14 protein-coding genes are annotated in these 18,173 nt (G+C 40.0%); 8 read left to right on the top strand and 6 right to left on the bottom strand.

Features of this window, described 5'->3' with window-relative positions:
- Window positions 1-66 precede the first annotated feature (66 nt).
- From GARC_RS01105 to rlmM, 5 genes are all read left to right on the top strand, one after another.
- Window positions 67-636: a DUF2975 domain-containing protein gene (locus GARC_RS01105; protein WP_007615815.1), complete on the top strand. Its 570-nt coding sequence runs from the start codon at window positions 67-69 to the stop codon at window positions 634-636.
- A complete protein-coding gene (locus tag GARC_RS01100; protein WP_007615813.1) occupies window positions 636-857 on the top strand; it encodes a helix-turn-helix domain-containing protein in 222 nt (73 codons plus the stop codon). The genes GARC_RS01105 and GARC_RS01100 overlap by 1 nt, the downstream gene beginning before the upstream one ends.
- Window position 858: 1 nt before the next feature.
- Window positions 859-1,383: an outer membrane beta-barrel protein gene (locus tag GARC_RS01095; RefSeq protein WP_007615811.1), complete on the top strand. Its 525-nt coding sequence runs from the start codon at window positions 859-861 to the stop codon at window positions 1,381-1,383.
- A 180-nt stretch (window positions 1,384-1,563) separates the two neighbouring features.
- Window positions 1,564-1,935: a DUF423 domain-containing protein gene (locus GARC_RS01090; RefSeq protein ID WP_007615807.1), complete on the top strand. Its 372-nt coding sequence runs from the start codon at window positions 1,564-1,566 to the stop codon at window positions 1,933-1,935.
- Window positions 1,936-1,938: 3 nt separating this feature from the next.
- Entirely contained in the window at window positions 1,939-3,006 is a 1,068-nt protein-coding gene (gene rlmM / locus GARC_RS01085) for a 23S rRNA (cytidine(2498)-2'-O)-methyltransferase RlmM (RefSeq protein ID WP_007615805.1), read from the top strand.
- A gap of 55 nt (window positions 3,007-3,061) precedes the next feature.
- On the opposite strand, the gene GARC_RS01080 is transcribed toward rlmM, so the two are convergent.
- The 3 genes from GARC_RS01080 to nadK form a co-directional block, all read right to left on the bottom strand.
- Window positions 3,062-3,418 (bottom strand): outer membrane protein assembly factor BamE, encoded by a 357-nt coding sequence (locus tag GARC_RS01080; protein ID WP_007615804.1) that lies wholly within the window; start codon window positions 3,416-3,418, stop codon window positions 3,062-3,064.
- 116 nt (window positions 3,419-3,534) lie between these two features.
- Window positions 3,535-5,208: a DNA repair protein RecN gene (gene recN, locus GARC_RS01075; RefSeq protein ID WP_007615802.1), complete on the bottom strand. Its 1,674-nt coding sequence runs from the start codon at window positions 5,206-5,208 to the stop codon at window positions 3,535-3,537.
- A gap of 115 nt (window positions 5,209-5,323) precedes the next feature.
- On the bottom strand, window positions 5,324-6,199 hold the full coding sequence (gene nadK, locus GARC_RS01070; protein WP_007615800.1) for an NAD(+) kinase: 876 nt from the start codon (window positions 6,197-6,199) through the stop codon (window positions 5,324-5,326).
- 309 nt (window positions 6,200-6,508) lie between these two features.
- Here nadK and nagZ point away from each other — a divergent pair, with 309 nt between their 5' ends.
- Together nagZ and GARC_RS01060 are read left to right on the top strand one after the other, a co-directional pair.
- Window positions 6,509-7,540: a beta-N-acetylhexosaminidase gene (gene nagZ / locus GARC_RS01065; protein WP_007615798.1), complete on the top strand. Its 1,032-nt coding sequence runs from the start codon at window positions 6,509-6,511 to the stop codon at window positions 7,538-7,540.
- On the top strand, window positions 7,524-8,948 hold the full coding sequence (locus GARC_RS01060; protein WP_039988339.1) for an SLC13 family permease: 1,425 nt from the start codon (window positions 7,524-7,526) through the stop codon (window positions 8,946-8,948). Before nagZ ends, GARC_RS01060 begins: the two co-directional genes overlap by 17 nt.
- Before the next feature lie 84 nt (window positions 8,949-9,032).
- Here the strand turns inward: GARC_RS01060 and GARC_RS01055 are convergent, their stop codons facing one another.
- Window positions 9,033-10,346 carry an aminotransferase class V-fold PLP-dependent enzyme gene (locus tag GARC_RS01055; protein WP_007615794.1) on the bottom strand — a complete coding sequence of 438 codons (1,314 nt, stop codon included), beginning with the start codon at window positions 10,344-10,346 and terminating at the stop codon, window positions 9,033-9,035.
- A 252-nt stretch (window positions 10,347-10,598) separates the two neighbouring features.
- Here GARC_RS01055 and GARC_RS01050 point away from each other — a divergent pair, with 252 nt between their 5' ends.
- The gene (locus GARC_RS01050; protein WP_007615792.1) at window positions 10,599-13,025 is read left to right on the top strand and encodes a TonB-dependent receptor plug domain-containing protein; all 2,427 of its coding nucleotides are present in this window, start codon (window positions 10,599-10,601) and stop codon (window positions 13,023-13,025) included.
- 62 nt (window positions 13,026-13,087) lie between these two features.
- Here GARC_RS01050 and GARC_RS01045 read toward each other — a convergent pair whose 3' ends face one another.
- Together GARC_RS01045 and mfd are read right to left on the bottom strand one after the other, a co-directional pair.
- A complete protein-coding gene (locus GARC_RS01045; protein ID WP_007615790.1) occupies window positions 13,088-14,677 on the bottom strand; it encodes a CsiV family protein in 1,590 nt (529 codons plus the stop codon).
- The gene (gene mfd, locus GARC_RS01040) at window positions 14,677-18,171 is read right to left on the bottom strand and encodes a transcription-repair coupling factor (protein ID WP_007615789.1); all 3,495 of its coding nucleotides are present in this window, start codon (window positions 18,169-18,171) and stop codon (window positions 14,677-14,679) included. The genes GARC_RS01045 and mfd overlap by 1 nt, the downstream gene beginning before the upstream one ends.
- Between the last annotated feature and the right edge of the window lie 2 nt (window positions 18,172-18,173).

The following is an 18,173-nucleotide window of genomic DNA, read 5'->3' as shown; positions in this document are numbered from 1 at the left end:
TCTCGAGGTTTTCTATGATAGCCTTAACGCAATGAAAAATTATTGTTTAGTGGATTTAGTGGACTAATGGAAAAAATTGCAAAGGTGAGTTTATTAATCAGGCTGTTAATCGTATTGGTTGCCTGTTTAAATATTTTTGTCATAACGGTGGCGATTATTACTCAAAGTGATGCAAATTCTTCTGAACTATCTGTTGGAACCTCTCAATCCCATATTTCCCAAGTAGTAAACCTACCTAAATCTTCAGAGTCTTTTTCTAAGGAATTAAATGCAGAGGGGTTTAATAGTTATGCCATTATGCTTATCCCTGAATTTTTGTTCTGCCTGTTTATTTACTGGTCTCTGATTAAGCTTTTTGGCTTGTACCAACAGGGAGCGATATTTACTGTAATTCACATCAATCAATTACGTAATATAGGTACTTGTTTATTGGTGTGGTCTGTATTTGATTTACTTTACCCAATATTACTAATGCTGTTCCTTAGGATCTCTGGGTTATCAGAGTCGTTGCCATTATTTCTTTCCATAAGCTCTGATCAGTTGCTGAAACTACTCATTGGTTTAATTATCTTTGTTATGAGTTGGATCATGACAGAAGGACAGAAATTACAGCAAGAGCAGGAATTAACAATTTAATGGCTATTATCATTCAACTAGACGTGATGTTGGCCAAGCGGAAAATGAAGCTAATGGAATTAGCCGAATTGGTTAATGTAACCCCTCAAAATTTATCTGTACTAAAAAGTGGTAGAGCTAAAGCGATAAGATTTTCAACCCTTGATGCAATATGCGCTGCTCTCAAATGTAACCCTGGCGATATTTTGCTGCATCAGACAGAACAACAAAAGGATGAATAAAATGAAGTACCTAATTCCCATTATCACTATGACTTATTTTAGTTTCACCCCCGTGATGGCTGAAGAGCTACAACCGCAATATTTTTACGGTGCTGCTTTATCTCATGTTGATATGCTCGCAACTCCTGAGCAAAGTAAAGTGAGTGCTAAATATGTTCCAACGGTGTTTGTTGGCGTGGAATATGAATTTAATCTCGATAATGATTGGAAGCTTGAATGGAATAACAGCTTAAACTTTTCTAAAGCTAATATCAGCGCAATAGAGATGTCAGTTCCGGAATATTCTGCCTTAACTAATGTAGGTTTTTGGAGTCACGCTAAACTAAAATATACTGGTTTGTTTGATCATGCTTCCCCCTTTATTAAGGCTGGTGTGGGACTCGTAAATGTTGATTACTCCCTTGATGGACAAGCAAATAACACTTGGGATACCGCGACTAATTTACAAGCGGGGATTGAATTTGAATTATCTGAAGGATCAACTATATCGATCGGGCTTGGTAAGTCTAGCTACAATAAATTTTAGAATAAAATAGCTTCTACAAGCAAATTTCAGCCTGTGTTTTGGCTGACATCTCAACGTTTAATCAATCCTAGCCCTGTAATTGATAACCAACAGTTGTTGGTTTTTGTTATGATCATGACTTATGTAAATTCCAACAAGGTGTTTGTTGGATCCTAATCTATTATATGAGTCATTTTTTTGATGAAAATCCTATTAAGTATTGCTGCATTCAGCGCCATGCTGTCGGTTGTGTTGGGCGCCTTTGCTGCTCATGGCCTTAAAAGTAAGTTATCCGAAACATTGTTAAACACCTTTCAAACTGGTGTGCAATATCAGATGTATCACAGTCTTGCCATCATTTTATTGGTCATTATGTATCGCCAGATGCCTCAATCATTGTTGGTATATAGCGCAGGCTTTATGTTCGCTGGCATCATGTTATTTAGTGGTAGTTTATATATGTTGGCGCTCACCCAAATTAAATGGTTTGGCCCAATTACGCCTTTAGGTGGTGTTTGTTTTATTGTCGGCTGGGCTTTGCTAGTAGCCGCAGCCTTAAAAGGAGCTAATTAAACAATGGCCGGATTATTATTGTATTGCCGCAGTGGTTTTGAGAACGATGTGGCAAATGAAGTCCAAGATAAAGCCGCTCAATTAGACGTGTTTGGTTATTCAAAAACAAAAGCCAACAGTGGTTATGTTTTATTTAATTGTTATCAAGAAGAACATGCAGAGTTATTAGCAAAGCAGTTAAAATTCAACAAACTCATTTTTGCTCGCCAACAGTTTGCTTGTAAACAAGTACTTGAGAATATAGACGTGGCTGATCGCATTGGCCCACTTTTGGCTGCTTGTGAAGGATTTCCCTTATGTGGTGAGTTACGAGTGGAATATTCTGACACCACTGATGGCAGAGAATTGTCGAAGTTATGCCGAAAAATAAGCGTGCCTTTTAGGCAAGCTTTGCGTAAAAAGAACAAGTTAACCGTCAAAGATAATAGTAAAAAACCTGTATTACATGTGTTTTTTACCAAAACTGATAAAGTCTATATTGGTTATTCATTTACTCATAATAATTCTCCCTTGGCCTTAGGCATTTTACGTTTGAAGTTCCCCCATGACGCGCCAAGTCGTTCGACTTTAAAGCTTGATGAAGCCTTTCAAACTTTTATCCCTAAAGAAGAGCATGATGTACGTCTGCAAGGTGGTTTGTATGCCGTTGACCTAGGCGCTTGCCCTGGTGGCTGGACCTATCAACTTGTGCAACGTGGCATGTTTGTGCAGGCTGTCGATAACGGTGCTATGGATGAAGCATTAATGGAAACAGGGCAGGTGACCTATTGTCCAGAAGATGGCTTTAAGTTTCAGCCCAAGAAAAAGAATATTTACTGGTTAGTCTGCGACATGATTGAGCAACCGCAACGTGTCGCAAAACTTATGGCTACTTGGGTCGCAGAAGGCCGCTGTAAAGAAGCTATGTTTAATCTAAAGTTACCCATGAAAAAACGTTACGAGTCTGTTCAGGGAGCGTTAGCGATTATTGATGAGGTGATGAAGGCCAATCAAACGGGTAAATATCTAATACAAGCCAAACATCTCTATCACAATAGAGAAGAGGTCACGGTGCATTTGAGACTACCGTAGACAAACATAAAATCTTCCGGTTAAGTTAATCGGAAGATTTTAGATTGAGAAATTATTACTGATCTAGTGGAATACTAAATTCTTCGGATAATTCAAAATCACCTGTTACTTCGGTAATTTTATCGTCAACAAACTTAATAGTGAGTTCTTTACGGAAATCCTCACCGCGCTGTTTCATGCCACGCTTCATTTGATACAAGTAATACCATGTGTCGTGATCAAAAGCGTCTTCTAGAACAGGTTTACCTAGTACATATACAACCTGTTCCTTGGTCATTTCGATCCTAAGCTTTTTAACGTCTTTTTCGTCCAAAAAGTTACCTTGGGGGATATCAATTCGGAAAATCCAATCAGCACAGGCTGATAACATAATGGTGGCGGTTAATATAACTAGTAAATTCTTAAACTTCATTGTTACTCAATATCTCAGCATGTAAAAAAGCGAAAACGGATAAATGCGAGAGTAACTCACACTTATTTAGCGAAGCATCCTAACCCAGCCGCGTTAGCGCAATCAATGCTTAATTGTTATGAATTACTGATTTGTAACAATTCTTTGGCATTAGCTAAAGCAGACTCGGTAAGAGTATCTCCTGCTAGTAGACGTGCCAATTCTTCAATTCGTTCACTTTCTTGCAAACAAATCATGTGAGTTTCTGTGGTTTTTTTATCACTGAACTTAGTAACAAACATTTGATTGTGAGCTCGAGCTGCCACTTGGGGTAGGTGAGTCACACAAATTACTTGGGCACTTTCACCTAACTTACGTAATAACTGACCGACCACTGATGCCGTTGAACCGCTGATACCGCTGTCGACTTCATCAAAAATCATAGTGGAAATATCATTATTACTAGAACTAATCACTTGAATAGCTAATCCGATGCGAGACAACTCACCACCAGATACAATTTTTTCAAGATTATCTAAGGCTTGGCCTTTGTTAGTCGACACCACAAATTGCACCGTATCCAATCCTAATTTGTTAGGTGTGCCTTGGGTATGATGTTCTACAACAATTTTAAATACCGCATCAGCCATGTTCATATGATGAATATGCTGTTCGACCTGTTTAGCAAAAAACTTGGCGGCTTTTTGCCTAGATAGGCTGAGTTTGTTCGCCGCTTGGTGATACTGCTGTTCTAATTCCAATAATTGTATTTTTAATTCTTCTAACAATGAGTCGTCTTTGACTAACTCACTAAACTCAGTACTGAGTTGTTGATGGAACTCATATAATGCTTCAGGCCGAACATTATGTTTTCTGGATAAATCTAAGGCTTGTGAGTATCGCGCTTCAACGTTTTGCATACGCATAGGGTCGATTTCAAGCTGCTCGGTATAGGCTCTTAATTCGTTGGCAGCTTCGTCTATTTGAATGCTGGCCTCAGTTAACATAGTCACAATAGGCGCAAGACTTGGGTCGTGCTCTTGTAACTCAGTTAAACGGTCAACACTGCTTTGCACCGCTGATAAGGCATTAAACTCTTCTGCTTCGTAAAGCTGATGAAAACTAATTTGGCTTTGTTCTAGTAAGGTTTGGCTATGACTGAGCTTTTTATGTTCTGATTCTAGAGAAACAAATTCTTCTTCTGCTAAGGAAAATTCGTCCAATTCTTGGATCTGATATGACAACAACTGACTGCGATCGACACGCTGTTGTTGACCCTCAAGTAAGTGTTGATAATGCTGTTGCTGTGTTCTTAGGGTCTGATAACAATCCGCGACTTTAGTCAACAAAGTGTGATGTTCTGCGTATTGATCGAGCAGGTGCCGTTGATTATCACTTTTTAATATTTGTTGATGAGCATGTTGCCCATGAATGCTTAATAAAAATTGCCCTAGATTTTTTAACTGTTGCAAAGGTACTGGTGAGCCATTCACAAAGGCTTTAGAACGTCCCTCAGAGGATATAACGCGTCTAATCAACACTTCATTGTCATCTAACAATTCATGCTCTTCAAGCCATTTCAGGGCTCCGGGTAGCTGCTTCACATTAAAACCTGCACTTACTTCGGCTTTGTCGGCTCCTGTGCGTACCATGCTACTGTCTGCTCTGTCACCCAAACATAACCCTAAGGCATCAACCGATATCGACTTACCCGCACCTGTTTCGCCGGTTATGGCTGTCATACCTAAGCTAAAATCAACGTCTAAGGTTTTTACTACGGCGAAGTTACGAATGGATAGATGAGTTAACATTATTAATTCTCGATAAAGACATACAAAAAAAGCATGTTTAAATATACAGTAACTGTAAATATAAACATGCTTTTGCTTAGTGTCTAGTTATCTCTTCAAAAAAAGTAATGTTTTATTAGTAAAGTTTACTGCCCCAACCAAGTTTTGTGCGTAACACATTGAAATAGTTGTAATCTTTGGGATGGATTAAAGACAGTTTGGCTGGATTTTTACAGATAATGATTTCGTCGCCAGGTAAAACGGTTAGCACTATATGGCTATCACAACTGACTTGTAAATTGTCGGTGTTTTCGGGCGATACTTTCAATTTAACTGTACTGTTGGCGTCTACCACTATAGGGCGACTGCTTAAGGTGTGCGGAAACATAGGTACTAAGGTTAAAGCATCCAAATTAGGTGTAAGTATTGGTCCTCCACCCGATAAAGAATAGGCTGTAGAGCCAGTAGGTGTGGCTACAATTAAACCATCAGAGCGTTGGCTAAATACAAAGTTATCATCTAGATATACTTCAAATTCCATCATATGCGCTACTTTGCCGTGGTGAATTACTACTTCGTTTACTGCAGAGTCTTTGCTTTGGATTTCACCACCTCGATAGACTTCGACTTCTAGTAAGAAGCGTTGTTCTATTTTGTAGTCACCATCAAAAATGCTATCAAGTTGCGGTTCAAAATCATCGGGATTGATGTCGGTTAAAAATCCTAAGTTGCCACGGTTAACCCCTACCACAGCCACATTAAACTCTGCCAGTATTCTAGCTGCGCCAAGCATATTGCCATCACCGCCGACCACTATGGCTAAATCTGCTTGTTTACCAATTTCTTTAATATCAGCAGATTCAAAACCATTTTTATCTAATTCTTTTGCAGTTTTGGTTTCGACTAATACCCGACAACCACGTTTGGTCAAATAGACTATTAATGCCTTTAGACTTAAATTTGCACCTTGGTGTGCTTGTTTGCCAATTAACCCAACGGTTTTAAATTTCATTAAAAAACATCATAAATATCGGTTTGCCAGAGTATAACCACGTGACAGTTTGAAAGTCATATTTTTCATTTGGATAAATACCAATCAGCATAAAGAATTACGCTTCAGTGAGTTTTAAAGGAGCTTATTCAAGACGTGTGAATTTAATAATAGTGGTGTTATTTAAGATTCATGGACGTAGGCGCGGCCCTTTGGGAAAGCTCTAGCCGATTTTATGTTGATTGGTATAAATGATTGACGTCAGGATTTGATTTTCCATATAGTATGTCCACTAAATTTTTAACCCGCTAAAAAGAAGGGCACTAATTAATGGGGCCATTGATGTTAGATGTGTCAGGCTATGAATTGACACACGAAGAAATAGATATACTCGATCATCCTTTAGTTGGCGGGCTTATTTTATTTAGCCGCAACTATTACGATCAAAAACAGCTTTCTGACTTAGTAAGGCATACAAGAAGTGTTACGCGTAACGATTTGGTGATCGCCACAGACCATGAAGGGGGAAGGGTTCAGCGCTTTCGTGAAGGTTTTAGTGAAATTCCTGCAATGGGCAGTATTGCCCAACAAAACAATGAAAACATGCAACAGTCAGGCTATTTATGTGAGCAATTTGGTTGGTTAATGGCAGCTGAACTCTTAGCCTTTGATATCGATATTAGTTTTGCCCCAGTACTTGATATTCATGGTGTATCAGCAGTGATAGGTGACCGTAGCTTTCACCAGAAACCGGAAAAAATTATTCCATTAGCCAGCGAATTTATTAAAGGGATGCACCGTGCTGGAATGCGAGCGACAGGAAAACATTTTCCAGGGCATGGCAATGTACTGGAAGATTCCCATATCGCCATGCCAGTAGATAATCGTAGTAGAGAAGATATATTTGCCCTCGATATGGCTATTTTTAAAGCTATTAATCAACAAGGCTTACTTGATGCTGTGATGCCAGCCCATGTAATTTATCCTGATGTGGATGATTTACCCGCAGGTTTTTCACAAAAGTGGATCAAACAAATTTTGCGCCAAGAACTGGATTTTAACGGTGTGGTGTTTTCAGATGATTTGTCTATGCAAGGTGCCGTGCAAATGGGAAACATTGTTGAACGTGCTGAGCTTGCGTTAGAAGCAGGCTGTGACATGGTTTTGGTATGTAATGATCCAAAGGGTGCAACTAAGGTGATTGATGGCTTACCTTCAGATATGGAATTACAGATAAATAGTGTCGATAGAATTAAAAGCCTCAGAAAAGCAGCGGGTTCAGATTTTTCTAGTTTGAAAAAGACTACAGAATATCAAGCAGCCAACAAAGTATTAGATCAATTTTATGCAAACTCACAATAAGCTAATAATACTTTCTGTATTCAGCTCACTTGTTCTATATTTTGGCCTAGTTCTTATAGGTCAGCCTCACTTGATAGCCGCTACAGCGGCTATCACTTTATTTACTGCTATGTTGTGGGTAACAGAAGCCCTGCCTATACCCGTTACGTCTCTCATCCCATTTTTTGGCTTTCCTATGGCGGGGGTGTTGACCCATAAAGAGTCGGCATCGGCACTGGGAAGTCATGTTATTTTGTTGTTGATGGGCGCATTTATGCTCTCTAAGGCATTGGAAAAGTCCAATGTACATAGTCGTTTGGCTTTTTATTTAGTGAATGTTACTGGTGGTAAAAGTGCTAAACGTTTGGTGTTTGGTTTTATGTTGACCGCCGCGATTTTAAGTATGTGGATCTCTAATTCGGCTACTACTTTAATGCTTCTGCCTATAACACTAGCCGTATTACAACATGTAAAAGATCCCAAGCTGACTATTGCAATGTTATTGGGCATTGCTTATGCAGCGAGTTTAGGTGGTGTGGGAACCCCAGTTGGCACACCACCGAATATTATTTTTATGAGTGTTTACCTCGAAACTCAAGGCAAAGAAATAAGTTTTCTAGAATGGATGAAAACAGGTGTTCCTATCGTTGTTATTGGCATTCCAGTTATTGCTTGGTGGTTAACCCGCAAGCTTGAAAACACCCAAGAGTATATATTGCCCAAATCCGGTCCTTGGCAACCGGCTGAAAAGCGTGTGTTGATCACCTTTTTAATGGTGGCTCTAGCTTGGATGTTTAGGCCCTATTGGACGGTATGGCTAAATATGCCCAGTATCGGTGACAGCAGTATTGCTTTGGCTGGCGTGGTATTGATGTTTATCATACCTAATGGTAACAAAACTGAAGCTTTGACCTCTGCTAATAATCATAAGTTTGGTGAAGTGACGACTAAAGCTAAATCAGACAAATTACTTGATTGGGATACTGCAGTTTCGATTCCATGGGGGATGTTATTGTTATTCGCTGGCGGTATCTGTATCGCCAAGGCGTTTTCTGCTTCGGGGTTAAGTGCCTTGATGGGAGAGGGGTTATCGGGTTTATCTGGGTTACCTGTGCCGCTACTAATATTATGTATTTGTTTATTTGTGACTTTCTTAACTGAAATTACTTCAAATACTGCCACCGCTACGTTATTGATGCCAATATTAGCGGCTGCAGGTGTAGCAGCTGGAATTGATCCTGCATTAATGATGATGCCAGCAGCTATCAGTGCTAGTTGCGCTTTTATGTTGCCAGTTGCCACAGCACCTAATGCCATTGTTTATGGTATGGATAAATTTAGTATTAAAACTATGGCCAGAGAAGGTTTAATGTTGAATATCTTCCTGGCGTTTATCATCACTGCTGTGAGCTACCTTACTTTATCTTAATGTCATGATTATCGCTGAACAAAGCAATGACTAATGTTTACATCATATTGCAATCACTCTTAGTGGGTAAGAAATCGCAAAAATTTAAGCCAGTTTTTTCAAACTATCTACGAGTTTCTGAATATCATCGGCAGCGGTAAATACCTGAGGGGTTATACGGATACAAGCTCCTGAATGTAAACCTTTACGCACTACTGTAAAAATACCAAAATCGTTTTCTAGTGTTTGCTGGAGTTTTTTCGCTTCTTCAATACTGGTTTTTCCTGCCATTCTAAAGGAACTCATTCCTGTGGACGACATCTTGTCTTTGCCACCTAATACCTCAATATGAGGTAAGTTTTGCGCCTCGCTAAACCATAAATTACGTAGATATTTGAGGCGAGCTTCTTTATTGTCGCCGCCAATTGCGTGATGAAAATCTAACGCAGCTGGCACCGTCATAAAAGCCGCAAAATTTGCAGTGGCTGTATGGACCCTAGTATAGGCTCGACTGTTGTCAGAATCTGACTCACCAGGATAGGGGGCGATTTTTTCTAGTGTGGCTTTTTTCATATAAAGTGCCCCAACACCTACAGGTGAGCCTATCCATTTGTGTAAGTTAAATCCTGCCCAGTTCACTGCTAACTCAGGTATTTTATAGTCTATTAATCCCCAAGATTGAGCACAATCACAGATAACATCGATGCCCCGCTTGTTGGCTTCGGTAACTATGGCTTTTACGGGAAAAACCAGACCATGCTGATTGCTCACATGGGTGAGTAGCAGCAATTTAATATTAGGATGTTGCTCGAAGGCATCGAGATAACACTGCAACAACTGTGTTTGATCGGCAAATGAAGGGGTCAGTAATTCAATACTTGCCACACCTTGGTCTTGTTGTAACCAGTGCATGGTGGATTTAAAGCTAGGATAGTCACTGTCGGCCAGAAGTACGGCGTCGCCTGGTTTTAAACCTTGATATTGGCGAATTAGGTTGTGAATTGCTTCAGTAGCATTGCGGGTGAGCACTATTTCGCCGTCTTGTACACCAAGAGCTTGAGCCACTTTATGGGTTGCTTGACGCATATCCTCGGGAAAGTTTTTGCGAGCATAATAAGAGTTTTGAGTATTCACTTTTTTATTTGCTAGGTCATAGGCTTCTAGTACAGGTTTGGCCATTTTTCCCCAATAGCCATGTTCAAGATTGATAATTCCTTGAGTACTATTGTAATTAGACGCGACGTCCCGCCAAAACCCTTCATCAGAGGCTAATTTGTCAGCTGATTGGTTACCTGAATTTCCCAGTGTAAAAGCACTTTTAGCGCTTTGTGCTGAGGTCCCCATAGAAGAAATTGCTGCGGTGGCCGCGACGCCACTGAGCAATTGGCGACGGCTTAATAAAAATTCAGGGTGATCCATTTGTTGTACTTATTCTGTCTAAATTAGACTAACAATATAGCCTGCAATTGTGACAGTTAGACTAGTAATAATATATTTAGAGTTTTTGCTGGTTTAATGAGTATTTATTCTCCCGGTTTATTCAGTCAAATAAAATCTAAATAAAAAAGTGTTATTTTTCTGTCACTTATCTGTCACTTATCTGTAATGTAGTCATGACATTGTGACGCCCTTGAATACTCATATTAACTAATTCTAGGGTTTAAATTTATTATGTTTACGTTGTCTAAGATTTCCAGTGCAGTGTGTCTTGTGTGTGGTATCGGCATTTTAGTGCCAGTAGTGAGTTTCGCCGAAGAGGTGGCACAAGGCGAAAATAAAAATAACATGGAAAGTATTATTGTTACCGGTACCCGCTCTTCAGAAAAAACCGTGTTTGATTCGAGCGCACCAATTGATCTTATTTCCGCCAGCGAACTGAGCAGTACCGCCTCTGAAGACTTGTCGGATATGCTCGCACAAATTGTGCCTTCATATAAAGTACAACGTTTGCCTTTGGAAGACGGTCAGGTATTTGTCAGGCCCGCTACTTTACGAGGTTTATCACCTGATCACACTTTGGTGTTGGTTAACGGTAAACGTCGTCATCGTTCTGCTTTATTAGGTGCTAATGGTGCTCAGGCGCCTGATTTAGCGCAAATTCCCTCGTCTGCCATTAAACGTATTGAAGTCTTGCGTGATGGAGCATCTGCACAATATGGCTCGGATGCTATTGCGGGAGTGATAAATATTATTCTTGATGACGGCATCGATGTGAAAGGTTTTGCTCAATACTCTGAGTACAGTGAAGGTGATGGCGAAAACATTAGGGCGGGCATTAAAAGCGGGTTCAAATTAGCTGATGATGGCTTTGTTACAACCAGTTTTGAATACGCAAATGCCGAAAAAACCTCACGCAGTCGTCAGCGTCCCGATGCGATTCTGTTCGCTGCTGAGCACCCAGATGTTACTGTGCCTAGTCCAGTACAAAATTGGGGGCAACCACAATCAGAGACTTTCCGTTTGGCCCTTAATTCAGAGTTAAACACTCAGTTAGGTTTAGCCTATTTGTTTGGTACTTATGGTTGGGGAGAAGGTCTGACCGATTTTAACTGGCGTAATCCAGATAGCACCAGTGCATTCAATTTGACTGAGGTATTTGCTGATTTTGACCTAAGAGATATTTATCCTGCCGGTTTCTCCCCCCAGTTTACGCAGAATGATAAAGATAAAACTTTGAACCTGGGTCTTAAAGGAACCACTTCGAGTGACATAGATTGGGATATGAGTGCTGGTTTTGGAGAAAATAGCATTGAATATCGCATGAGTGACAGTATCAATGCGTCGTTAGGGCCTGCTAGTCCGACTGAATTTTATATTGGTGAGTTAATTCAAAGTGAAATCAACATAAACGCTGACTTCAATACTATATGGACTTCGTCACTGTTGTTTGATGCCGCTAACATTGCTTTTGGTTTGGAATACCGCAAAGAAACCTATGAAATAACACCTGGAGACTTAGCCTCTTACGATATCGGAGTGGGTGCTACTGTTGGTTTGCCCTCAGGTTCAAATGGTTTTCCAGGATTTTCGCCCAGTCAATCGGGTAAGTCGAGCCAAAATAGCCAGTCGGTATATGTGGATATTGATTTACCCATGAGCGAAAGTTTTACTTTGGGGCTTGCCACTAGATACGAGAAATATTCTGAATACGGAAATGGCAAAATAACAGGCAAGTTATCTAGCCGTTACGAACTTAATCAGGATCTTGCAATCCGTGCCACTTTGTCAACGGGATTCAAATCACCCACACCTGGACAATTGTTTAGTGAACGCACCTCACAAGGTTTAGACACTACGACTTTAAATATATTTACCTCAGGGCGTTTTTCGCCAGAAGGCATTGTCGCCAGTGTCATGTCTAAGCGCGATGATATCTCAATTAAGCCTCTTGAAGCAGAAGAGTCAACTAACATCAGTACTGGAGTTGTTTACCGTAATGACAGCGGTTTTCATAGCTCTTTGGATTTCTATCGGGTCGAGGTGGATAATCGCTTAAGTACTTCCGCAACCTATAACGTAACGGATGCGGAGCGAGCAGAGCTTGCTGGATTAAATGTTGTTGGTGGCGAAAGTATTACTCGGGTTAATTTTTTCCAAAATGATTTTAATACCCGTACTACTGGTGTTGATTTAGTTTTAGGTTATGCAATAGACGTGAGTGGTGGCAAGTTATCCCTAACATCGGCCCTTAATCATAATAAAACCGAAGTTCTCAATGGTAGTTTGGTTGACAATGATACAACCCGTAACCGCTTTGAAAACTTATTACCAAAAAACACAGCTAATTTCACCGCAAACTATTCTATGGATATGATCAGTTTGATGGCGAGAGTCAGATACTACGGCCCGTGGACAGATTATTCGGGTAACAGTGACGGTGATGTATTCCAAAATTTTGGTTCTGAAGTTTTTACAGATATTTCAGCTACTTATGATTTGAATAATGACATTACTATAAGTGCAGGTGCTGAAAATATCTTTGATTCTTATCCAGAAGAAGCGACCTATCAGGCTAACCGTGGTTTGATTTATTCACGTCATGCACCTTACGATACTGATGGACGTAACATCTATATCAAAATGGCATTTGAGTTTTAAAACAACAAACCTCCCATAATTGTAAAGCATAAGATCCAGTGAGCTAAAAGCACTGGGTCTTATTAATTATCAGTTTCAGGCTGCGCTTCTTCGTTTGGCCAACGATAACGATTAATTTTTACAATCATGCCAAATAGGGGATGGTCGAAATAATGTACTTGTTTGCTGATCACCCGCCTTAATTGATTAAAATTAGCACTTTGTAAAAAATTCGGTTGTAAAGAGCTAGGTTGTTGCAATTGGTTGTAAGCTATTGCACCTTGATCAGAGCTATTATTTGCTGAGTCCGCTACTGGTTGGGCTTTCTTCGGGTCAAATATAGGTTGTCTAAAATCTAAATTACTATCTATGTGTAAATAGGGCACTCGGCCTATTTTACGCAGATATACCGTTATTCCACCGTCTATTTGCCAGAGTTCTTTGAGTATGGCTGGAGCAGTCTTGATTGTTTGTTGTTCAGTTTCCAAATTGGACTGCTCAAAATTGATGGGCGAATCATCTGCTAGTGCAGCCTCAATTCGCGCAAATAAGTCATCAGTAACATCTTTTGATCCTGTGCCATTTATTTGTTGAGTCAGTGCTTGTTGCTGTTCAGTGGATAACAATGCTAATTCTTGTTCTGGTATATAAACTTCATGGGATGATGGATCCAAATTAGCAAATAAATCATCGGTATCTTTGATTAAAGGTAAACCATTGGCATCAAACTGATTTGCATAGTTTTTTCCAGCGAATAATCTGATTGTTTGTGAATTTTTTAGGCCAAATTTAACTTGTTGGCGCCAGTTTATATGTAGTATTGGCGAGATATTACGCTGCTTTTTAATCTTTTCGTACAGGTCGTTCATATTCATGTTTGACGAAGGTAGTAAAGATGCGCTGCGCTTTTGATGCCATAGTGTACCGTTAATGATCTCTGGGACGCGTTCTATATGATTTGCCGATTGGATGCTTGAAGCTGAGTTTTGTAATGCTGAAATTGATGCAAAAGACGGATCAATTTGTTCTGCGTAGGCACAAGGAAACTCGCTAGGAACTTGCCATTCTATAAACTCGACCTCAATCGGTGGTCTAGCTAAATTAGTTTTTGTCGTTAGCTCTAGATTAGATGGATTAACCTCCTCAGAGTCTACTGTTTGATTTAACTCTTTGTCATTAGAGTGTGAAAATATATCGCTAGTAGCTACTTCATATTGGAAATTTTCTTCGGATACTTTATTAGAGCTATCAGCTAAACCTTGGATTTGTTGCTTTTGGTTCATTGATAGTGGAATATTTGTATCGGGTGCTGGCAAGGGAAACGCAAAATCATGTTCATATTGTGTTTTTATTGCGTGTTGTTTTGATGCACGGCAATAGGTTAGGCCAGCCCGTAAGTAACTTACATCAGGTTTAATATAGGGCGTAAGCAAATCAAGGACGTCGCTGGATGGTTGTTCAAGTCGAGATTGTTTGAATTTTTCAGAGATATTGGCAGCCTCTAAATTACGTTCAAATAAAATCACTTCAACGTCAAACCACCACTCTTGCTCTACCGCGTTCGCAGGCTGCGCTAAAACACTGATACTAAGCAGGGCTGAAAGGGCTAGCTTTACAGAAAAAGTCCCCTTAACCAGCTGTTTTAGAGGATGAGTTGTCATGTTGTCAGTCATTATGCAGCTCTTAATTGTTGGCTAAACTCGGTTAGCATATTATTAAACAGTTCAAGTCTATCTTTGGCGGATTCAGTAGGCACGTTAAATTTAAGTTTTTGTGGCCCATCTAATTTGTATATTCTTGGTTGTGACTGAATTAATTTAATAATAAAGCCTGGGTCTATTTGTGTTTGTAGGGAGAACTCTACAAATCCACCTTTATTAGTACCTTCTATTTTAGAGATGCCTATTTGTTTGGCTTTTATTTTTAACATTGTCATGTCTAATAAGTTTTTAGCACTTTGTGGCAATAAACCAAATCTGTCTATCAGTTCTATTTGCAACTCATTGACTGCTCTTTCATCTTTGCAGCCCGCCAACTTTTTATACAAAGATAAACGTAGGTTCACATCAGGAATAAAATCTTCTGGGAATAACGCTGGTAAACGTAAATCAATATCAGTTTGTTCTGCAAGTGCGGCTTCCAAAGAGGGTTCTTTACCTTCTTTAAGGGCTTCTACTGCTTGATCCAACATATCCATATATAAGGTAAAACCTATACTAGAAATCTGCCCTGATTGACCGTCTCCGAGTAATTCACCGGCACCACGAATTTCTAAATCATGGGTAGCTAGAGCAAAACCAGCCCCTAATTCTTCTAAGGATGAAATTGCATCTAGGCGTTTCGCCGCGTCTTTGCTTAATCGTCTTCTATGTGGCGTAAGTAAATAGGCGTATGCCTGATGATGTGAACGACCTACACGACCACGCAATTGATGTAGTTGCGCTAAACCTAAATGATCCGCTCTGTCCATCACTATAGTGTTGGCTGATGGCACATCGATACCGGTTTCGATAATAGTGGTACACAACAACACGTTAAAACGCTGATGATAAAAGTCAGCCATCACTTTTTCAAGTTCACGTTCACGCATTTGACCATGGCCTATAGCTATGCGCGCTTCAGGTACTATTTCAGCAATTTCTTGAGCCGTTTTTTCAATGGTGTCTACTTCGTTATGTAAGAAGTAAACCTGACCACCTCGCAATATTTCACGCATGATGGCTTCGCGTATTAATCCTTTATTACGTTGCTGTACAAAGGTTTTGATCGGTAAACGTTTAGCCGGAGGTGTGGCGATAATAGACAAGTCGCGCATACCACTTAAGGCCATATTCAAGGTTCTTGGAATAGGTGTGGCGGTTAAAGTTAAAATATCTACATCAGAGCGTAGCGCTTTAAACTTTTCTTTCTGGCGCACCCCAAATCGATGTTCTTCGTCGATAATCACTAAACCTAGATCGTTAAACTTAAGACTGTCTTGCAATAAAGTATGGGTACCAACCACTATATCCACTTTACCTTCAGCAATAGCCGCTATGGTTTGTTTTGCATCTTTGGCACTGACAAAACGCGATAATACTTCAATCCTGAAGGGGCAGTTGACAAAACGTTCTTTGAAATTTTCAAAATGTTGACTGGCAAGTAACGTTGTAGGCACTAATATGGCGACTTGTTTACCCTGATTAGCAGCGATAAAGGCGGCGCGCATAGCAACCTCGGTTTTACCAAAACCTACATCACCACAGACTAATCTATCCATTGCATTGGCTGAGCCCATATCTTGGATCACTGCGTTGATAGCTTTTTGTTGGTCTAGGGTTTCTTCAAAAGGGAAACTATCACTAAAAGATTGGTATTCATCCCATGCTATTTTGAATGCATATCCGGGTTTGGCTGCGCGTCTGGCGTAAACATCTAATAACTGTGCTGCCACATCGCGGACTTTTTCAGCTGCTTTTTTCTTGGCTTTGGCCCAAGTTTCTGTGCCCAAATGATGCAAAGGCGCATGGTCAATATCACCGCCGCTATAACGGCTAATTAAATGCAAAGAGGCTACAGGCACATATAACTTAGCTTGTTTGGCATATTCAATGGCCAAGTATTCTGTGGTAATACCGCCAGCATCTAGTGTTTGTAAGCCTAAGTATCGACCAACGCCATGTTCAAAATGTACCACTGGTTGGCCTATCTGTAATTCTGCTAAATTACGAATTATGGCGTTTTCGTCTGTACCTTGGCGCTTATCACGCTTGCGCCTATGGCTGATCTTATGTCCGAGTAATTCGGTTTCAGTAATAAAAGCAATTTTGCTTTTGGGCTCATCAAGTAAAAAACTAAACTCGGCTGCGCCTACTGTGATACCAATAGGTTCGGCACTTTGCATAAAGTCATTAAAACTTTCAAAAACCTTGGGCCTAATCTCGGCTTTGGTGAGTATTTCTAATAAACCTTCACGGCGACCCGCTGATTCAGCACTAAACAACACTTTAACTTTTTGTTTCTGCCAATCTGCTACATGTTGTTTGAGTGATGTCCATGGCACTTTATTTTGGGGTTGTAATGCAACTTCATCTACTGGCGCAGTAGCAAAGTTATAGCTTCCGGTTTTTTCAGTCAGTGCTTGGTTTTGTATTTGTACTCTTGGCCACTCTTTTAAGGCGCCAAACAATTCCTCATAACGCAGAAAAATGTCTGCAGGATGTAATAACGGACGGGCGAGGTTATAGCGCAGTTGCTCATATCTATGGTTAATATCTTTCCAATGATTTTCATGGGCAGTCTGTAAATCACCATGTATTAAAACAGTGGTATCTTGATTAAGGTAATCGAATAAAGTAGCGGTTTTTTCGAAAAACAAAGGTAAGTAATATTCAATACCACCGGGCATCAGACCTTTGCCTACTTGGTAATAAATCGATTCTTTGCTGTTATTAGCGTCGAACTTGCTGAGATATTGCTGCCTAAACAACAAACTTGCGTCTTTATCTGTAGGGAATTCTCTGGCAGGTAATAATTTGATTTCAGCAACTTTGTCACCGGAGCGCTGAGTTTCTGGATCAAAGTGCCTAATGGTATCTACTTCATCATCAAATAAATCTATGCGATAAGGATGTTGACTGCCCATGGGGAATAAGTCGATGATACTGCCACGAATAGAAAACTCGCTGTGACCCATGACTTGGTTTACGTGCAAATATCCAGCTCGCTCTAGTCCTGAACGAAAATCATTAATGTCTAATTTTTGATTGACCTTTAATATCAGTAAATATTTACCAATGTAATCTACTGGCGCCATACGCATCATTAAGGTATTGATGGGTACTATAAATACTCTGCGTTCGTTTTGCGTCAGTTGATAAAGTGTTTCTAGACGTTGGGAAACAATGTCTTGATGAGGTGAAAAGTTATCGTAGGGCAGGGTTTCCCAATCAGGGAATAGTTGCACATCAACAGCTTGATCCCGCAAAAAATAATCGAGTTCTTTTTCAAGTTTGATCGCACTAGGTGTATCTGCGGTAACTAATAATATCGGACCAGTGGCTAGTTTTGTGGCATTGGCTAAGACAAGAGCCGTGCTGCTGCCTTGGAGATTACCCCAATGGCGAATATCATTTTTAGTTTTAAGAGTATTGTTCGGTAAAGGTGGTGAAAAAATACTGTGAGTCATTA

The sequence above is a fragment of the Paraglaciecola arctica BSs20135 genome, from assembly GCF_000314995.1.
Taxonomy (GTDB): Bacteria; Pseudomonadota; Gammaproteobacteria; order Enterobacterales; family Alteromonadaceae; genus Paraglaciecola; species Paraglaciecola arctica.
This window is presented reverse-complemented; position numbering and strand designations above follow the sequence as displayed.